Origin of the sequence: Amycolatopsis sp. NPDC058278 (assembly GCF_042881395.1) — a bacterium.
In the GTDB taxonomy this organism is placed as follows: domain Bacteria; phylum Actinomycetota; class Actinomycetes; order Mycobacteriales; family Pseudonocardiaceae; genus Amycolatopsis.
Window position 1 is genome coordinate 1 of the sequence record NZ_JBHVXZ010000007.1, and the last position, 17,379, is coordinate 17,379.

The following is a 17,379-nucleotide window of genomic DNA, read 5'->3' on the forward strand; positions in this document are numbered from 1 at the left end:
GACCACCGACGGCGACAGCAGCGGGAACGTGTTGTGGATGTGCACGACGTCCGGGCGCGAAGCCCGCAGCCGGGCGGCGAGCTCCTTCCGCACCGCGGGGTTCCACGGCACCATCAGCGGCACCGCGGCCTTGCGGGGCAGCGGCATCGCCGCGATGTCGTCGCTGCGGCGTTCGAACAACGACACCTGGTGGCCGCCTTCGTCGAGCAGCGTCACCTCGGCGTCGACGACGTTGTTCTCGCCGCTCGGCTGCTCGGACCGGTACCGGTTGTGCACCACGAGCACCTTCACGCGCCTGCACCTCGCACGTCTGCCCCCTTCGTCGGGATGAATGCTTCTTCGTCGGACTGCGGCACCCCGCGGACCAGCAGCGACGCGGCGACCGCCAAGTGCAGCAGGTACGGCGACGCGTCGCCGAGCCCCGCTTCGGTGTAGGAGGCCGAAATGCAATAGGCGATCAGGAAGATCGCGCACGCGCGAGCCAGTGACGGCGGCCGCAGCACGGCCACCACGACCAACGTGAGGAGAAACCCCGCCACCAGCGCGATCCCGACGAACCCCTGCTCGTGGTAGATCGCGAGCCAGCTGTTGTCGATCGGGAGGCCGTCGTAGGACTTGTCGGTCAGCCCGACCCCGAAGATGTACTCCGCCGTCGACCGCGGGGCGTCCAGCAGGGCGTCCCACACCTTGGCGCGGCCGGTCAGGCTGGAGAAGTTGTCCGCGCTCTGGCCGCGGAGGAACCACGTCTGCAACGCACCCGCGAGCACCACGCCGGCGACCCCGCCGACACCGACCGTCCACGCGAACACCTTCCGGGCGCGGGCACTGGTCAGCACCATCGACAGGAAGGCCACCGCGAGACCGGCGACTAGGCCCAGCGTCGCCGTGCGCGTGTGCGTGAGCATCAGCAGCCCCAGCGCCGGCACCACGACCACCAGCGCGCTGCGCCAGGTGGTGCGGCGCCCGAACCAGAGGAGCAGCGTGAGCCCGGAGATGACGGCGGCGTACTGGCCGATCTGCGGCGGGGTCAGCGGCCAGATCGCACCCGAAAGCCGGCCGCCGTACTCCTCCGGCAGCGCGTTGCCGGGCGAGACCACCAGGCCGACCGCGACCGACGCGAGCACGACCGCGTACGTGCGGATGTGGTACCGGACGAAGTCGAAACCGCCGTCCCACCAGCGGGTCAGCAGCCAGAGGGTGGAGAGGAACACCGTGAGCCGGAAGCAGCGGAACAACGCGCCGAGGCCCTCCTGCAGGTCGGCGCTGGCGAGGATGCCCGTCGCCAGCAGCGCCGTCAGCAGCAGCAGGTACGCGCTCGGGCGGATCCGCAGGTGCTTGTTCAGCGCCAGTGCGATCACGAAGGCCGTCATCAGGGAGCCCATGGTGACCAGCTGGCTGACCGACCGCGGCAGCGGGAGGACCGTCTTCGCGCCGGTCGAGCCGAGCGTGTTGAGGATCAGCAGCGCCCACGCCAGGCCCGCCCACTTCGGCGTCGAGGACGCGGCTTCGGGCGCGGCGTCGCCGCGGAGGCCGGCCAGTCCGGTCTGCGCCGTCACGTCAGCCCCCGCCCTGCGCGGTGAAGGTGCTCCCGCTGTCCTGCGAGTACGGCGCACCTTCCCACTCGCCGATCTCGAGGACGCGGTCGGCCGAGTGGACGACGAACGTCCACGGGCCGGCGTAGCTGTTGTCGTGCCAGCGGTTGTCCTGCTTGAACGTGATCGATTCCTGGACGTCGTCGCCGCGGTAGGGCGACCAGTCCGGGTAGCTGCCGAAGTTCGAGAGGAGGCCCATCCGGCCGCAGGAGGCCTGGCAGCCCACGACCGCCGGGTCGAGGACGAACTTGTTGTCGTGGATGTCGACGTGCTGGGTCTTCCAGCGGCAGTCGGCCAGGAGCGCACCGCTGGTGATTGCCGGGGCCGCGCACTGCTTGACGGCCGGCACCAGCCGGGTGCAGTCGCCCGAGGAGGTGTTGGCCGGGCTGTTGCAGAACCGGTCGGCGTTCTCCCACAGCGTGATCCCGGACCAGTTGTTTTCCAGGTAGTTGCGGGAGATCTCGATCTTCGCGGTGCGGGCCTTGATCCGCGGCTCGCCGCCGGACTCGGAGATGTAGACCGCCGACGTCGGGAAGTTGTCGCTCTTGTCGGCGTACCGGCGGCCGTCGGCCCAGTTGTTCTTGCGGATCGTGTTGTCCCGGATGACGGCGTTGTAGCTGATCTCGTAGATCAGCGCGGCGCTGTCGTTGTTCTCGATGAGGTTGCCCTCGATGAGGAAGTCGTTGTTGTTCGTGTCGGCCCACAGCCCGGTGCCGTGGTTGTCGTGCACCCAGTTGCCGCGCACGTCGGCGCCGTCGACGTCCCAGAACTTGACGCCGCCGCTGCAGCCGCAGCCGTCGATCTTCGCTTCCCAGTCGCCGGTGTTGTTGCCGGCGATCTCGTTGCCTTCGACGACGAGCGCGGTGATCGGCGTGCCGCCGGAGTAGGCGTTCATCCCGTACTGGCCGTTGCGGCGCAGGCAGTTGCCGCGCACCTGCTGGCGCGCGCCCGCCATCAGGCCGGCACCGTCGTTGTCCTGGACGGTCGAGTGCTCGATCACCCAGCCGTCGCCGGAGTCGTGGTTGACCACGCCTTCGTCGCGCGGGGCGGCGAAGCCCTGCACGGTCACGTAGGTGATCTTGACCTCGGCCGCGTGGCCGGTGAAGGCGTACTGGTTGATCTTCCGGCCGTCGACGACCGCACCGGGGGCACCGATGTAGACGTCGCCGTCCTTGGGCGACACCTGGTCGTACTTGTCGTCGCCGAGGATGTGCTTGCCGGGCTTGAGCCAGAAGGTGGTGCCCGGCCCGGCCGAGCGCGTCTTCGCCGCCAAGTCCCCCGGCACGGCGGGATCGACGACAACAGCGCCCGCCGGCGCGGCGGACGGGCCCGCCGGCTGCTTGTCGCACACGGCGGCGACCGACCCGCTGGGGGCCGCGGTGGCCTGGGCCGGACCACCGTCGGTGTCGGGACCACCCGAGCACGCCGCGACCGTGAGCAGGACACCGAGCAGCGGAGCTGCACGGCCGAGTCGGAAGCGGCGGGCTGTCACGGGCGGGTCCTAACTGAAGCGGAGCAGGGTGGTGAGGTGACCGGGCGACCCGGAGCCGACAAGGGTGGTGGCGGGTTCCTTCCGCCCGAACCCCGCGGAGTACCAGCCCAACGGGGGCTCGGCAGCACCACGGTGCACGGTCCAAGAGAGTCCGGCGGGCAATTCCATGACGGCGGTGCGCACGACGCCGGCGAGAGAACCGGAAACCCGTCCGACAAGCGGATCGGCGGCCACGGAACCAGCCGCACGCCCACCGCTCGCGGAGGAACCGGTCCGGCCCTCGGCAGCAGCGGAACCCGGCTCACTCCCGCCGCCGGTCAGCGAACCGGTCCGGCCCCCGGCAGTAACGGAACCGGCCGCACGTCCACCACCGGCGGCCGGGGAATCGGCGCTGCTCCCCTCCCCGACGAACGAATCGGGCCCGGCGGGGGCGGCCGTCCAGCGGAGGCGGGCCGTGGTGCCGTCCAGCATGACCGTCACCGATGGGCCGAAGTGGAATGCCAAACGCGCGGCGTCCGGCAAATCCTCGCCCAGCACCTCGTCGACGATCTTCAGCACCTCGCCGTCCAGCTCGACCGTGCGGCGGTGGACCGCCGGGGCGTAGCCGTCGTGGGCGGCCGACCAGCGGGCCGGGCCGGTGTCCGGGGTGTGGACCTCCAGCACCTTCGTCACCGCGTGGCGGGTCCACAGGAACGGGCCGCCCGAGGTCGACTGGTCGCGGCCCGCCAGCTCGAGCGTGTTGTGGCCCAGCGTCGACCGGAAGTACGAGCGCCACTGTGGCTCGCCGTGGTAGCAGAACGTGCCCGGGTCGGCCAGGACATCCACGCCGTCGTGGCGGACCTCCAGCGACAGCGCGTCCGCGTGGGCGTGGGCCGCGATCGACAGGAAGCCGTGGGGACCTCCGTCGCAGCGGACCCAGACCGGGCCCGAACGCAGGATCGTCATCCCCGCGTCGCGCAGGTGCGCCGGACGGCGGCCCGGGCGAACGCCGGAAGCACGCGGCGTCCGCGACACCAACGACGCCAGCAGGGGTGTCCGTACGTCGTCGCCCGGGACCGGCGGCCACCAGTCCAGGCGGCCGAACAGCGCCTCGCCGGAGGCCAGCAGGGAAGCCCAGCGGTCGGTCGAAGCGCCGTCGACGATCAGGCCGAAGCCGTCGTCGGCGTCGCCTTGGCGGGGCGGCCGCAATCGCTTGTCCACAATGGACGCCAGGGCGTCGGTCATCCGGAGCAGGACGTCCCACGTCGAATCCGGCACCGGCGTGCCCGCGGCGTCGGCTTCGACCGCCGCCGCCAGGCCGAGTTCGAGCACCAGGCCGTGGTACTCGGACGCCAGTTCCGCGTTGAGCCCGGACGGGAACGTGTTGCGTCCCAGCTGGACGTCCAGCGAGCGCATCGCCGCGGCCCGCCAGCCCGCCGACTCCGGGAACCAGCCGAACGCGCAGGCCGCGGCCAGCAGCCCGGCGTCCTCGGCGATGACGTGGTTGTTCGCCGACGAGCCGTGGCTGCGCAGCGTCGCGAGCCAGTTCTGGTGGTGCCACAGCTGGAGCTGGAAGTCCGGGTTCTCCTCGAACAGTTCCGCGGCCCCCGGCCAGCCGTCGAGCAGGCGGCGCGTCCAGACCCACGACAGGAGCCGGATGCCCAGCTCGATACCGCTCACCCAGTGCGGCCCCCGCAACGGCGGATTCGCCGCCCACCACGACCGCAGGTGCTCGGCGACGCGCGAGGCGTAGGCCGGCGAGCCGGTCACCGCGAAAGCCGCGGCCAGCACGGTGAGGTGCTGGTGGCGCGACGGCTCCCAGATCTGCTTGATGTCACCGACCGCGTCCTCGGACCGGTACGGCACGTCGAACGCGTACCTGTCCGAGGGCGCGCGGCGCCCGGTCTTCGGGTCGAGGAACCAGTCGGGTGCCGCGAAATCCGTGCGCTCGACGCCGAAGAACTCCGCGCGGCCCGCCATCAGCTCGTCGGCCGTGACCAGCAGCCGCTTGACCGCATCGCCGGACACCTTGCCCAGCACCCCGGCGGGCAGCGTCGCGGTGAAGCGCGGGTGCGAAGGCCAGTCCGGCGGTGTCGGCAGCGCGGACCGCCACTGCCGCTGGACAACGGCGTGCCGCGCGCGGCCAGCAACCTCCGCCGGGCCCATCCGGGACAGCCGGCGCAGGTACCAGCCAGGACCCATCATGGCCGGGCACCTGCCTTCGGTAGCAGCGCCGTCCGGACCAGGGCCACGCCCGGCATGTCCAGATGTGGCCGGGGCCGCCGGGTCGATGCCACACCCGGCATGGCCGGGTGCAGCCGGAGCCGCCGGACCGATGCCACACCCGACATGCCCAGATGCGGCCGGAGCCGCCGAACCGATGCCGCGCCCGGCGTGTCACCGCTCGGCAGCGCCGAGCGGGTCGGCGCGTCGCTCGTCATGCCGGGGCACCCGCCTTCCGGGGCAGCTCGATCCGCACCGGTGCCGCGTTCGCGACGCTCGTCTGCGCGGCCAGGGTCGCCAGCGTCGTCGCGGCCAGCGAAGTGATCGAGATCGGCATCGGCGAGCCCGTGCGCACCGCCGACAGGAACGCGTTGACCTCGGCGGCCTGGCCCTTGTCGCGGCCCTTCGGGATGCGCGAGCTGGCCCACTTCTTCCGCGAGTACACCGACGCGCGGACGAAGTCGTCGAACTTGAGGACCTTGCCGTCGGCGACGACGTCCAGGGTTTCCTTCGGGAAGCCCGAAGAGCCGGTCTCGGCGTAGGTGATCACCGCCGTCGATCCGTCGGGGTAGCCGAGGGTCACCTGGAGGTCTCCGGTGGCGTACACCGAGACCGGGTCGGCGTCGAGCAGCCAGCTCACCGTGTCGATGAAGTGCCCGCCCTCACCGGCGAAGCGGGAACCCTCGGAGGCGGTCTGGTTGTACCAGCTGCCGTGGTCGAGGCGGCCGGCGTTGACCAGGTACCGCACGCTCGCCGGGCCGACGCGCGGGCCGAACTGCTCGCGGGCCTCGTGCAGCAGCGGCGCGAAGCGGCGGTTGAAGCCGACCTGCAGCCGGTCGTTGCCGGACTCCTCGATCGCGTCGAGGACCTTCTGCAGCTCCTCGGGAGACAGCGCGAGGGGCTTCTCGACGAACACCGCCTTGCCCGCCAGCAACGCCTGGCGGGTCAGCTCGGCGTGCGAGCTGTGCCGGGTCACGACGAAGACCGCGTCAATCGACGAGTCGCCGAGGACGTTGTCGATGTCGGTCGACGCCGCCGCGAAGCCGAACTTGCGCCGCGCGTTGGCGCCGGAGAGCGCCGACGTCGTCGCGACGTGCTCGAGCTGCACGTCGTCGCGCTCGACCAGGTGCGGCAGCAGCATCGAGGACGCGTAGTTCCCCGCCCCGATGAACCCCAGCCGCACCGGCTGACCCGCCGGCAGCGCGGTGGCCGAAGACGCGACCAGCCCGACCCGCGCGGACGTGACCACGGGCTCCGTCCGGGCGACCGCGTCCGGGTAGCGGAACAGCACCGCGACAGCCTTGAGCTCACCCTCGTTCAAGGACTTGTACGTCTCGACGGCGGAAGAGAAGTCCGAGACGTGCGTGATCAGCGGCTCGACGTCGAGGCGGTCGCGCGCGATCAGGTCGAGGACGCACTCGAGGTTGCGGCGCTCGGTCCAGCGGACCTGGCCGATCGGGTAGTCACGGCCTTCGAGCTCGTACGACGGGTCGTAGCGGCCCGGCCCGTACGAGCGGGAGAACCGGACGTCCAGTTCCTTCTCGTAGTAGGCGTTCCACGGCAGGTCGAGCTTGCACTTGCCGATGTCGATGACCCGGCCGCGGTCGCGAGAGAGCTTCGCGGCCAGCTCCACCGGGTCGTTCGTGTTGCCGCCGGCGGCGAGGTAGGTCTGGTCGACGCCCGCGCCGTGCGTCAGCTCGTCCACGGCCGTGTCGACGATGCCGGACGCCGGGTGCGCGCAGGTCAGCGCGCCGAGGCTCTCGGCCAGCTTGCAGCGCTCCGGGTCGGGGTCGACGCCGACGACGCGCACGCCGGACGACGCCAGCAGCTGCACGACCAGCTGGCCGATCAGGCCGAGCCCGATCACGAGCGCGACGTCGCCGATCTGCGGCTCGCCGCGGCGGACGCCCTGCATGGCGATCGATCCGACGGTGCCGAACGCGGCGTGCCGGGGGTCGACGCCGTTGGGCACGCGCGAGTAAAGGTTCTTGGGCACCCAGTTCAGCTCGGAGTGCAGCGCGTGCTCATTGCCGGCGCAGGCCACCAGGTCGCCGACCGAGACGTCGGTGATGCCGTCGCCGACCTGCTCGACGACGCCGCACAGCGAGTAGCCGAGCGGGGTGTAGGAGTCCAGTTTGGACGTCACCTTGCGGTAGGTCGCCGAGAGCCCGTTGGTGGCCACGCTCTGCATGACCTTCGCGACCTGGTCGGGCCGGGCCTTCGCCTTGCCCACCAGCGACATGCTGGCCTCGGACACCTTCATCATCTCGGTGCCGGTCGAGATCAGCGAGTACACCGTCCGCACCAGCACGCCACCCGGCTTGCAGGCGGGCTCGGGGACCTCGAGGAGCGCCAGTTCCCCGCTCTTGTAGTTCTGGACTACCTGCTTCACTTCGCTCCCGCTCCAGACATCGCGTTCCGGTACCAATACTCAAGAGTCAAGACGTGCCAGAGGTGCTTGCCGCGGTCCTCCTGGCCGGCGGCGTCCTCGGCGACCATGCGCTGCAGCGCCTCGCGTTGCAGGAAGCCGGACTGGACGAGCACGCCTTCGTTGACGACTTCACGCACCAGCGGCGCCAGGTCGCGGCTCATCCACGCCCGCAGCGGCGCGCTGAACAGGCCCTTCGGGCGGTGCACGATCTCGCTCGGCAGGATGTTCAGCGCCGCGTTCTTCAGCGCCACCTTGCCGGCGCGGCCGACGATCTTCTTGTTCCCCGGGATCTTGAAGGCGGCCCGCACGACCTCGACGTCGACGAACGGCGTCCGCACCTCGGTGGACGCCGCCATCGTCGACCGGTCGGTGTAGGTCAGGTTGAGCCCCGGCAGGAACATCCGCGAGTCGGCCAGGCACATGCGGTTGACGAAGTCGTCCAAAGCCTGGTCGTGGTAGGTGTCCGCGTGCTCGGTCAGGACGTCGTCGACGACCGGCGCGAGGTCGGGGTTCACCAGGTCGAGCAGCTCGGTCCGGTCGTACATCGTGTAGCTGCGCCGGAACGCCGTCTCCTCGGGCAGGCCCGCGAAAGACAGGAACCGCTTGGCGAACCGCACCGACCGGTACCCGCGCTTGGCCGACGCCACCGGCAGTCGGTCCACAATGGACTCGACCGGACGGCGGACCGCGCCCGGCACCTTGTGGTAGCGCAGCGCGATCAGGTTCGCGAGGTGCTTGCGGTAGCCGGCGAACAGCTCGTCGGCGCCCATCCCGGACAGCATCACCTTGACGCCGGCCTCGCGCGCGGCCGAGCAGATCAGGAACGAGTTGATCGCCGCCGGGTCGCCGATCGGCTCGTCGAGGTGGTAGGTCATCTTCGGCAGCAGGTCGAGCACCTGCGGCGCGATCTCGATCTCGTGCAGGTCGACGCCGAACTGCCGCGCCACGATCCGGGCGTACTTGAGGTCGTCCGGCATGGCCTCGAACTTCGCGTCCTCGGCCCGGAACCCGATCGTGTAGGCGGAGATCCCCGGCTGCGACCGCGCGGCCAGCGCCGTCAGGTAACTGGAGTCCAGGCCGCCCGAAAGAAACGTCGCCACCGGGACGTCCGAGAGCAGGTGCTTGGCCGTCGACTCGGCGATCACGGCGTGCAGGTCGACCTCGCCGTCGAAGGCCGCGCCCTCCTCGGCGACCTCGCGCAGCGACCAGAACCGGCCGCGGTCGACCTGGCCGTCCGGGCGGCAGCGCAGCCACGTGCCCGGCTGCAGCTTCTCCGCGCCCTGGTAGGCGCACCGGCTGTCCGGCACCCAGTAGTAGAGCAGCGACGCGATCAGGGCCCCGTTGTCGACCTGCAGCGACCCGCCGAGTTCGCCGGCCAGCGCCTTCAGCTCGGACGCGAAGGCCACCCCGCCGTTCCGCTGGACGAAGAACAGCGGCTTGATGCCCAGCTGGTCGCGGACCAGGAACAGCTCGCCGGTGCCCTCCTCGAACAGCGCGAAGGCGAACATCCCGCGCAGCTTGGGCAGGCAGTCCGTGCCCCAGCGCCGCCACGCCTGCAGCAGCACCTCGGTGTCGGACGTCCCGCGGAAGCGCACGCCGGCCGCGGAAAGCTCGGCCCGCAGCTCGGGCGCGTTGTAGAGCTCGCCGTTGTAGCTCAGCGCGAGCCCGTCGAGGACCATCGGCTGCGCGCCGGTTTCGGACAGGTCGATGATCGAGAGCCGCCGGTGTCCCAAGTGGACTTCACCGGGGCCGGCCCGGTGCTCGTAGCGGCCGGAACCGTCCGGTCCGCGGTGGGCCAGCGTCTTGGTCAGCCGGTCGGTGAGCGGCCCGCCGTCCGGCCAGAGGTAAGTGCCTGCGATGCCGCACATCTCGGGTGCGTTCCCCTTCGGTTTCGGCGCGGGTCAGGAGACCTCAGCGCTCTTTTCGGGGGCCCGGGTGTCGGAGCCCCCGGCCCGGGGCGACGCCCCGTTTGTCACTGCGCTCTTTTCTGGCTCGAGTCCGGCGTTCAGTTCGCCCTTGTGGGCCGGTTCGCCGTGATCGCGCTTGAACGGCGTCGGCCGCTTCGTGGGCTTGACCGGGGCGAATTTCTTCGTCGGTGCGTTCAGGTGGTCCGGGACGCTCACGCCACCGGGTGGCGGCAGGGGCGACGCCGGTGGCCTGGGTGTGGCGAGGGCGGGCGGGAGCACCGGCCGGACCGGGGTGAACCGGCGCGTCGGCTGCTCGGTCGCGGCGACGCGCTCGGCGACACGGGCGACCAGCTCGTCCAGGCGGTCTTCGCGCTCGGCCGGGGCCGGCTGCGCCGCGGGAGCTTGGCGCCCGCGGCCCCGCAGGGCCGTGTGCAGCCCGTCCCACAGCGTGCCGTCGGACTTGTCGCGCGGGTCCGGGTCGACCAGCACGACGCCGATGATCGGGATCTCCTGGTCGGCCAGCTGCCGCGCGACCGTGTGCAGCCACAGCGTGTTCGCGTGCCCGGCCTTCACGACCAGCACGGTCTCTTTGCCGAGGTGTTCCAGGTCGGTCCACGCCGTGCCGGGCGACACCGTGCCGACGCCGACGCGACGCTCCTCCTGCGTCCCGGGCGGGTCGCCGGCGCCGACCACGGAGACGTCGCTCTTGGTCTCCTGCACGAGCTTGCGGACGTCCTCGCCCGGCAGGTCGTCGACGACGCTGGCAGCGCCTTCGGCGGCCAGCTCCTCGGCGATGTCCAGGCCGAGCGCGGCGGCGACCTTCGGGGCGCCGAGCTCGAGCAGCGACACCCCGCGCGGGTCCTGCTTGATCAGGCGGACCAGCGTCGTGGCGACGCGCTTGCGTTCGGAGACCGCGCGCGAGCGCCGCCACAGCCGGGCCGGCCCGCGCGGTTTCGACGGTAGCTGCGCGATCACGGACGCCCCGAGGTGCGTCGAGATTTCGCGGCGCAGCACCGGCCGGTCGCGGGAAACCGCGCCGACGGCGACGAGCGCGAGTCCGAGGGCCAGGCCGAGGGCGAAGCCGATGCCGGCGTTGGTCGCGGTGGTCTTGAGGAACGCCTTGGGCAGCGCGCGGGCCGCGTCGACGACCTGGGTGCCCGCGGTGACCTGCGGGCTGCCGATTCCGGCCTGCTGGGCGCGCGAGGTGAAGTCCGTGATCTGCGCGGTGAGCGCGGCCCGGCGGCTGTAGAGGTTCTCGAGCGTGGGCTGGCTGGCCTGGCGGCCCTTGCCCTCTTCGACGACGATCTGCTGCTCGACCTTGGCCAGCTCGTCCTGGGCGTTCTTGCGCTGGTCGAGGATGGCCTGCGACTGGGCGGCCGCGGCCGCCTGGCTGCGCTTGACGTGGTCGGCGATGAACGTTTCGGCCAGCGCCTGGGCCCGCGCCACGGCCTCTTCGTTGCTCTTGGCCTTGACGGTGATCTGCAGGACGTTGTTGGTCAGCCCGAGGCCCGCGTAGTTCTTCATGAAGTCTTCGGGCGAGTCGGTGCTGCCCAGCTTCTTCAGCGCGGCCCCGGCGATCTGGGTCGTCTGCAGCACGGCGACGTCGGTGCGCATCAGCGTGCCGCTGTCGGTCGGCGAGTCGTCCTGGTGGACCACGATGACCTTGGCGACCGCGGTCGGCGGCGCGGGCAGCACGAAGGCCAGCGCCGTGCCGGCGATGAGCCCGAGCAGCGCGGTGGCCAGCCAGACGCGCTTGCGGCGGCGGATCGCGATGAACAGCCGCTGCAGGTCGACGAGCGGGGCAGCCGGGGCCTGCGAAGGAGGAGTCGTCACGCCGAACCTGCCAGGGCTTTCTCGGGGGCTTCCGCCGCGGGTTCGGGTTTCTGCGGCTCGGACGGCCGGACGGCGTGGGTGAGGACGGCACCGACGATCTCCTGGCCGCCGTCGGCGCAGGCCTCGGCGAGCTGGACGAGCTGCCACGCGGTGCGCGTGCCGGCGCCGAGCACGACCAGGACCCCGGAGCTCGCGGTGGCGTCCGGCACCGTCGGCCGGTCGGGCGAGAACTCGAAGACCCGCAGCGGCACGGACAGCCGGTCGGCCAGCTCGGCGAGCTGCGCGGCGGCCAGGCGGCCGGTCTCGTCGTCGTCGGCCACCAGCAGCAGGACGTCCGCGGGGCCGGTGGCCAGCCGGGCCAGCACCCGGCGGTAGCGGATGTCGCGGTTGACCTCGTCGGCCGAGGTGGCGACCGGCGGCAGCACCCACGGCCGGTCCCCGCCGAGGAGGTGGCGCACGGTGCCGAGGAAGCCGGTGGCCGGGGCGCGCTCGCCCGGCGGGGTGGTGACGTCGACGCCGGCGAGGATCGGCGCGCCGAGCGCGGAGGCGATCTCCGGCTCGCCCCGCAGGCGCCGGTCGGTGCGGGCGGTGAACAGGTGGCCGAACACGCCCACGAGGAAGAACAGCACCGCGCCCCCGGCGACGAACTGCGTCATCGTCGGGGCCGCCGGCGACGTCGGGCGCTGGGACGGCCCGAGCACCACGGTGTTGCCGACGCCGGTCGCCAGGTCGGCCTGGTTCAGGTCGTTGATCGCCTGCTCCAGCGACGTCTTCAGGCCCTCGAGCTGGGTGCGGACCTGCACGCTCTCCACGGTCAGGCCGCCACCGACGTTCTTGGCCAAGTCGCTGATCTTGTCCGTGGTCAGCTTGACCTGCTGGCGCAGCGACTCGCGCTGCTCCTGGGCGAGCTGCACCGAGGCGTCGGCGGAGTTGCTCGCCAGCTGCGTGGAGTACTTGACGTACTGCTGCGCGACCTGGTCGGCGAGCTGCTGGGCGTGCTCGGCGGTGTCGGCGGAGACGGTGATCGTCACCACGTTGCTCTGCGCCACCGACGCGCTGACCTGCTTCTTCAGGTCGATTCCGCTGGGGTGCCACGGCAGCATGGCGGCGGCGCGGTCGAGGACGACCGAAGCGGTCGCGATCTCGGCCTGGGTCAGCAGCTCGTCGGCCTGGCGCGGGCCCTGGAGCAGCACGCCCGAGGTCGTCTTGTAGCCGGGCGAGAACAGGATCGACGCTCCGGCGCCGACCAGCGCGCCCAGGACGGCGAGCGCGGCCAGCAGCCGCCAGCGTCGTCTCAGGACCTGCCCGACGAGGGCCAGGCGCACCGTGTCGTCAGTCAACGGCGGGTCTCCATTCCTGAGCCGGGTACGCCGAACGGGTTCAGTGGATCGGCCGGTTACCCCAACCGTCGTCGGACCGGGGACATTGGTTACACGTTCGGTGGAGTCTGTGACATTCGGGGCTTCGCCCCGGGCCGGGGGCTCCGCCACCCGGAACCCCCGAAAGCCCACTTGACCGGAAGGCGATCAAGACTTCACAGCGTGCTCATACGCGGCGAGGAGGTTCCTCGCCGAGTTCTCCCACGAAAGCGGGCCCGCCACCCTGGCCTGGCCGAGCTTGCCCATCCGGATCCGCTCCTCCGGGTCGTCGAGCAGCCGGGACACCAGCGCCGCGAACTCCGTCTCGTCGTTCGCCGGGGCGTAGACCGCCGCGTCGCCCGCGGACACCCGGGCCTCCCGCAGCTCGAACGAGACGATCGGCTTGCTCATCGCCATGTACTCCATGACCTTGTTCATCGTGGAGACGTCGTTCAGCGGGTTCAGCGGGTCCGGCGACAGGCAGACGTCGGCGGTGGACAGGTAGCGGACCAGGTCCTCGTCGGAGATCCGGCCGGTGAACTCGACCTGGTTGGCCAGCCCGAGCTTCGCCGACAGCGCGACCATGTCGTCGAACGCGTCGCCCGAGCCGACGAACACCGCGTGCCAGTCGGTGCGGCCGACCTCGTCACGCAGCTTCGCCAGCGCGCGCAGGGCGTAGTCGACGCCGTCCTGCGGCCCCATCACGCCCAGGTAGGCGAGCAGGTAGGGCTTGCCCTTCTTCAGCTCGGGCTCGGCCGGCACCTCGTGGAACCGCTCGACGACCGGGGCGCTGCGGACCACGAAGACGTCCTCGGGCCGCTTGCCGCCGCGGATCCGGGCGACCTGCTTGTAGCTCTCGTTCGTCGAAATCACGACGTCGGCGGCGCGGTAGGTGGCGCGTTCGAGCGCGCAGACCCCGCGGTAGAGGAGGTCCTGGCCGCGGTCGAACCGCGAGAGGTACAGCTCCGGGCACAGGTCGTGCTGGTCGAAGATGAACTTCGCGCCGTGGCGCTTCAGGTACTTCGCGACCAGGTAGAGCAGGTCCGGCGGGTTGCAGGCGTGCACGACGTCGACCGGCCCGACCTTGCGGGCCAGCCGCAGCGTGTGCCACAGCGCGCTGCCGTATTCCTGCAGGTAGCCGGCGGGCCCGCCGGTCGCCGCCTTCAGCGGGTACCGGTGGATGTGGACGCCGTCGACGACGGCTTCGGCCTCGGTGTCCCGTTTCGTGCCCTGCGGGCAGATCACGTGGACTTCCCACCCGGCGTCGCGCAGGGTCGTGGACTCCTGCCAGACCCGCCGGTCGAAGGGAACCGAGAGATTTTCGACGAGGATGAGCGCTTTACCAGGCAAGGCCGGCGTATCCCTCTTCAAGGCGACGCGTCGCGGCGTCGGGCAGGCGGACGAGGTCGACGATCTCCCGGTCGTGCGGCAGGGCCGCCAGCACGTCCGGGTCCTTGGTGCCGACGAGCAGGACGTCGGCGTGGTCCATGACTTCTTCGACGGTCCCGGCGAGCAGCTGGCCGAGGTGCGGCAGCCGGCCCTCGATGTACTCGCGGTTGGCACCCATCAGCCGCGAAAGGCTGACGTTGGCGTCGTAGATCTTCAGGTCGTACCCCTTGCCGAGCAGCTTCTCGGCCAGCTCGACCAGCGGCGACTCGCGCAGGTCGTCGGTGCCCGGCTTGAACGACAGCCCGAACAGCCCGACCTTGCGCTTGCCGGTGCGCGCGACCAGGTCGAACGCCCGCTGCAGGTGGTCGGCGTTGGACGCGAGCACGTGCGACAGGATCGGCACGCTGACGTCGGCGCGGTGCGCGGCGTAGACCAGCCCGCGCAGGTCCTTCGGCAGGCACGAGCCGCCGAAGGCGAACCCGGGCTTGAGGTAGGCGGGGCTGATGTTGAGCTTGGTGTCGGCGAGGAAGACGTCGATCACCTGGTGCGAGTCGAGGCCGAGCGCGCGGCAGATCGAACCGAGCTCGTTCGCGAAGCCGATCTTCAGGCCGTGGAAGGAGTTGTCGGCGTACTTCGTCATTTCCGCGACCGGGATCGGCACCCGGAAAACGGGGCCGGGCAGGCCCTCGTACAACGCCGCGACGGCGTCGCCGCTGGCCTCGTCGATCTCGCCGATCACCGTCTTCGGCGGGTCGAAGAAGTCGCGGACGCTGGTGCCCTCGCGCAGGAACTCCGGGTTCACCGCGACGCCGAAGTCGACCCCGGCGGTGCGGCCCGAAGCCTTCTCCAGGATCGGGACCAGCAGGTCGAGGCAGGTGCCGGGCAGCATCGTGCTGCGGAAGACGACCGTGTGCCGCTCGGTCTTCCCGGCGATCGCGTCGCCGATCTCCTCGGCCACGCGCTCCAGGTAGACCGTGGAAAGGCTGCCGTTCGACGCCGACGGCGTACCGACGCAGACCAGCGAAATCTCACTGTCGGCGACGGCTTCGGCCACGTCGGTCGTGGCTCTCAGCGCGCCGCTCGCGACGACCTCGGCGGTCAGCTCGCCGATCCGCTCCTCGACCACCGGGGCGTTGCCCTGCGTGATGAGGTCGATCTTCACCGGGTTGACGTCCACGCCGACCACCCGGTGTCCCTGCCCCGCCAGGCACGCGGCGGAGACACAACCGACGTAACCGAGCCCGAAGACACTGATCTTCACGCCAAAACCTCCGCTATTCCGCGCGACCCTCAAGTTGGTCGGCGGGCGCCCCTGGATCGTTACCGCGGGGTCGGCGAACGGGGGACGGCGTGAGACTGCGGTGAGACGCAAGGGATCCGAGTGAGAATTGCGTCTCGATCCGGTACGCGGACCGGCGGCGGACCGTGGCCGGGAACCACGATCCGCCGCCGGGCGGAAAATAGGTGTCAGTTGTTGTTCACGAAGGTGGTGGCCAGGCTTTGGCCCTTGCTCACCGCGTTGGAGTGGTTCTCGATCGGCGAGACGGTCGAGTTCTTGAAGCAGATGTACGTGACGCCGGAGTCGGTGCCGCCGTTGGACGGGTCCGGGTTGATGCCGAGGTCCTTCGCCGTCGCGTAGGAGGCTTCGCCGATGATCTGCGACGGCCCGGTGTCCCCGATGACGGTGTACTCGACCTTGCCGTTGTAGATCACCGCGCAGGAGCCGCCGCCCTTGAGGCCGGAGGAGGAGTACTTCCAGATGCTGCTGGAGCTCGGCACGACGATGTAGGGCAGCTTCGCGGCGTTGAGCGGCTTGCCGTCGGACTGGTGGAAGGCGGTGTCGTCCTGGTAGCAGCAGTCGGTGTTCTCGTTGCACTGCGAGCTGCGCTGGCCGTCGCAGTCGATGTCCATGTCGGCTTTCCAGAAGACCGCGCCGTTGGCGTCGCAGATCGCGACCGTTTTGCTCGAAACGTCTTCGTCGGTCTTGTACTTGCCGTTCGAGACCTGCTTGCAGCCGGTGGTCTTGGCGAGCAGCTGGGCCGCGGTGGGGGCGGCTTCGGCGGTGGCGGGCTGGGCGGCCGGGGCCGGTGACGCCGACGCGAGGGCCGACGGCATCACGGCCGACGCCAGCGCGAGGGTCGCGAGCAGGATCAGTTTCCGCATTCCTGGGGCTCCCTTTAGTTAGGAAACTTTCCTTACGGCGGCGGGGCACCAGGATGCACCCGGGCACGGGCGCGTTCAAGACCTCCGGGTCCGGGAATTTCCCATCAGGTGGCCGAAGTTGACGAAAAGGCTGCTCATCGATCCGGGACGCGCGAAACCGGTTCCCGCCGGTGTCCCGTTCGCCGGGACGCGGCCGGCCGGCCCGGATCCGGCGAACGCGGCCCAACGGAGGGCGCGGCGAAGGGCCGGGCCGCCGCTACGAGGTGCCGGACCGCGCGGCGAACGAGACGGGCCGCCCGCTCCGAGATGCCGCGCCTAACGGAGGGCGCGGCGGAACAGGCGGTTCGCCCAGTGCGCCGCCCGCCGCGACCCGGCGAGCACGCTGTCGAGCCAGTCGCCGTCGAGGTCGTGCGGGAGCTCGGTGCGCGCCTGCAGCCAGCCGTCCCGGCGGGCCGCGCCGCCGTCGCTCGAGTACACGCGGGTGGCGCCCGCCTGCCGCAGCCGCGCGAGCACGCGCCGGTCGTAGGCGCCGAAGGGCAGCGAGTACCGCCGCACCGGCCGGCCGCACAGGTCGCCGAGCAGCTTCGGCGCGTCCTTCAGCTCGCGGTCGGCGTGCCGGTCGTCGAGCCGCCGCCAGTCGCGGGGTTCCCAGCCGTGCGAGCCGATCTCCATCCCGGAGCGCGCGAGCTCGCGCAGCCCGTCGCGATCGAGGTAGCCGCGCTGCCCGAGCCGGCCGGCGAGGGGGAAGAACTCCGCCGTCAGGCCGCGGTCGGCCAGCCGCGGCAGCACGATCTCGACGTCGGATTCGTTGCCGTCGTCGAAGGTGAGGCGGACGTCTTCACGCTCCGCGGCGACGTCGAGTACGCGCTCGAACTGCTCCACGGTCAGCCAGCGCTCGTCCTCCCCGGGGTCGAGCTGGCGCGCCGGCCGGCCCACCCCGTGCACGGCGAGGATCACCGTCACCACTCCCACCGCCTGCCACCGCGAGTAGTCGATTTGTTACTTCGATTAA

General features: G+C 71.1%; 12 protein-coding genes. All 12 read right to left on the bottom strand.

Annotated features, from left to right (window positions below; all coding sequences use genetic code 11):
- Positions 1-291 (bottom strand): glycosyltransferase (locus ACFVYA_RS05020; protein WP_387042564.1); only part of this gene is annotated, 291 nt, incomplete at its 3' end.
- The gene (locus ACFVYA_RS05025; RefSeq protein ID WP_387042840.1) at positions 288-1,475 is read right to left on the bottom strand and encodes an O-antigen ligase domain-containing protein; all 1,188 of its coding nucleotides are present in this window, start codon (positions 1,473-1,475) and stop codon (positions 288-290) included. The genes ACFVYA_RS05020 and ACFVYA_RS05025, both read right to left, overlap by 4 nt.
- Before the next feature lie 82 nt (positions 1,476-1,557).
- Positions 1,558-3,084 carry a right-handed parallel beta-helix repeat-containing protein gene (locus ACFVYA_RS05030; protein WP_387042567.1) on the bottom strand — a complete coding sequence of 509 codons (1,527 nt, stop codon included), beginning with the start codon at positions 3,082-3,084 and terminating at the stop codon, positions 1,558-1,560.
- A gap of 9 nt (positions 3,085-3,093) precedes the next feature.
- Entirely contained in the window at positions 3,094-5,268 is a 2,175-nt protein-coding gene (locus ACFVYA_RS05035) for an alginate lyase family protein (RefSeq protein ID WP_387042570.1), read from the bottom strand.
- A 232-nt stretch (positions 5,269-5,500) separates the two neighbouring features.
- Positions 5,501-7,678: a bi-domain-containing oxidoreductase gene (locus ACFVYA_RS05040; RefSeq protein ID WP_387042573.1), complete on the bottom strand. Its 2,178-nt coding sequence runs from the start codon at positions 7,676-7,678 to the stop codon at positions 5,501-5,503.
- Entirely contained in the window at positions 7,675-9,585 is a 1,911-nt protein-coding gene (asnB, locus tag ACFVYA_RS05045) for an asparagine synthase (glutamine-hydrolyzing) (protein WP_387042576.1), read from the bottom strand. Before asnB ends, ACFVYA_RS05040 begins: the two co-directional genes overlap by 4 nt.
- A gap of 33 nt (positions 9,586-9,618) precedes the next feature.
- On the bottom strand, positions 9,619-11,457 hold the full coding sequence (locus tag ACFVYA_RS05050) for a Wzz/FepE/Etk N-terminal domain-containing protein (RefSeq protein ID WP_387042579.1): 1,839 nt from the start codon (positions 11,455-11,457) through the stop codon (positions 9,619-9,621).
- Positions 11,454-12,797, bottom strand: coding sequence for an exopolysaccharide biosynthesis protein (locus ACFVYA_RS05055; protein ID WP_285987990.1), 1,344 nt, complete (start codon positions 12,795-12,797; stop codon positions 11,454-11,456). Before ACFVYA_RS05055 ends, ACFVYA_RS05050 begins: the two co-directional genes overlap by 4 nt.
- Before the next feature lie 186 nt (positions 12,798-12,983).
- Positions 12,984-14,165: a glycosyltransferase family 4 protein gene (locus ACFVYA_RS05060; RefSeq protein ID WP_285987989.1), complete on the bottom strand. Its 1,182-nt coding sequence runs from the start codon at positions 14,163-14,165 to the stop codon at positions 12,984-12,986.
- Positions 14,155-15,465, bottom strand: coding sequence for a nucleotide sugar dehydrogenase (locus ACFVYA_RS05065; RefSeq protein ID WP_387042583.1), 1,311 nt, complete (start codon positions 15,463-15,465; stop codon positions 14,155-14,157). Before ACFVYA_RS05065 ends, ACFVYA_RS05060 begins: the two co-directional genes overlap by 11 nt.
- A gap of 206 nt (positions 15,466-15,671) precedes the next feature.
- Positions 15,672-16,367, bottom strand: a complete 696-nt coding sequence (locus tag ACFVYA_RS05070) for a glycoside hydrolase family 75 protein (protein WP_387042586.1) — start codon at positions 16,365-16,367, stop codon at positions 15,672-15,674.
- 315 nt (positions 16,368-16,682) lie between these two features.
- On the bottom strand, positions 16,683-17,339 hold the full coding sequence (locus ACFVYA_RS05075) for a polysaccharide deacetylase family protein (RefSeq protein WP_285987986.1): 657 nt from the start codon (positions 17,337-17,339) through the stop codon (positions 16,683-16,685).
- Positions 17,340-17,379: the final 40 nt, after the last annotated feature.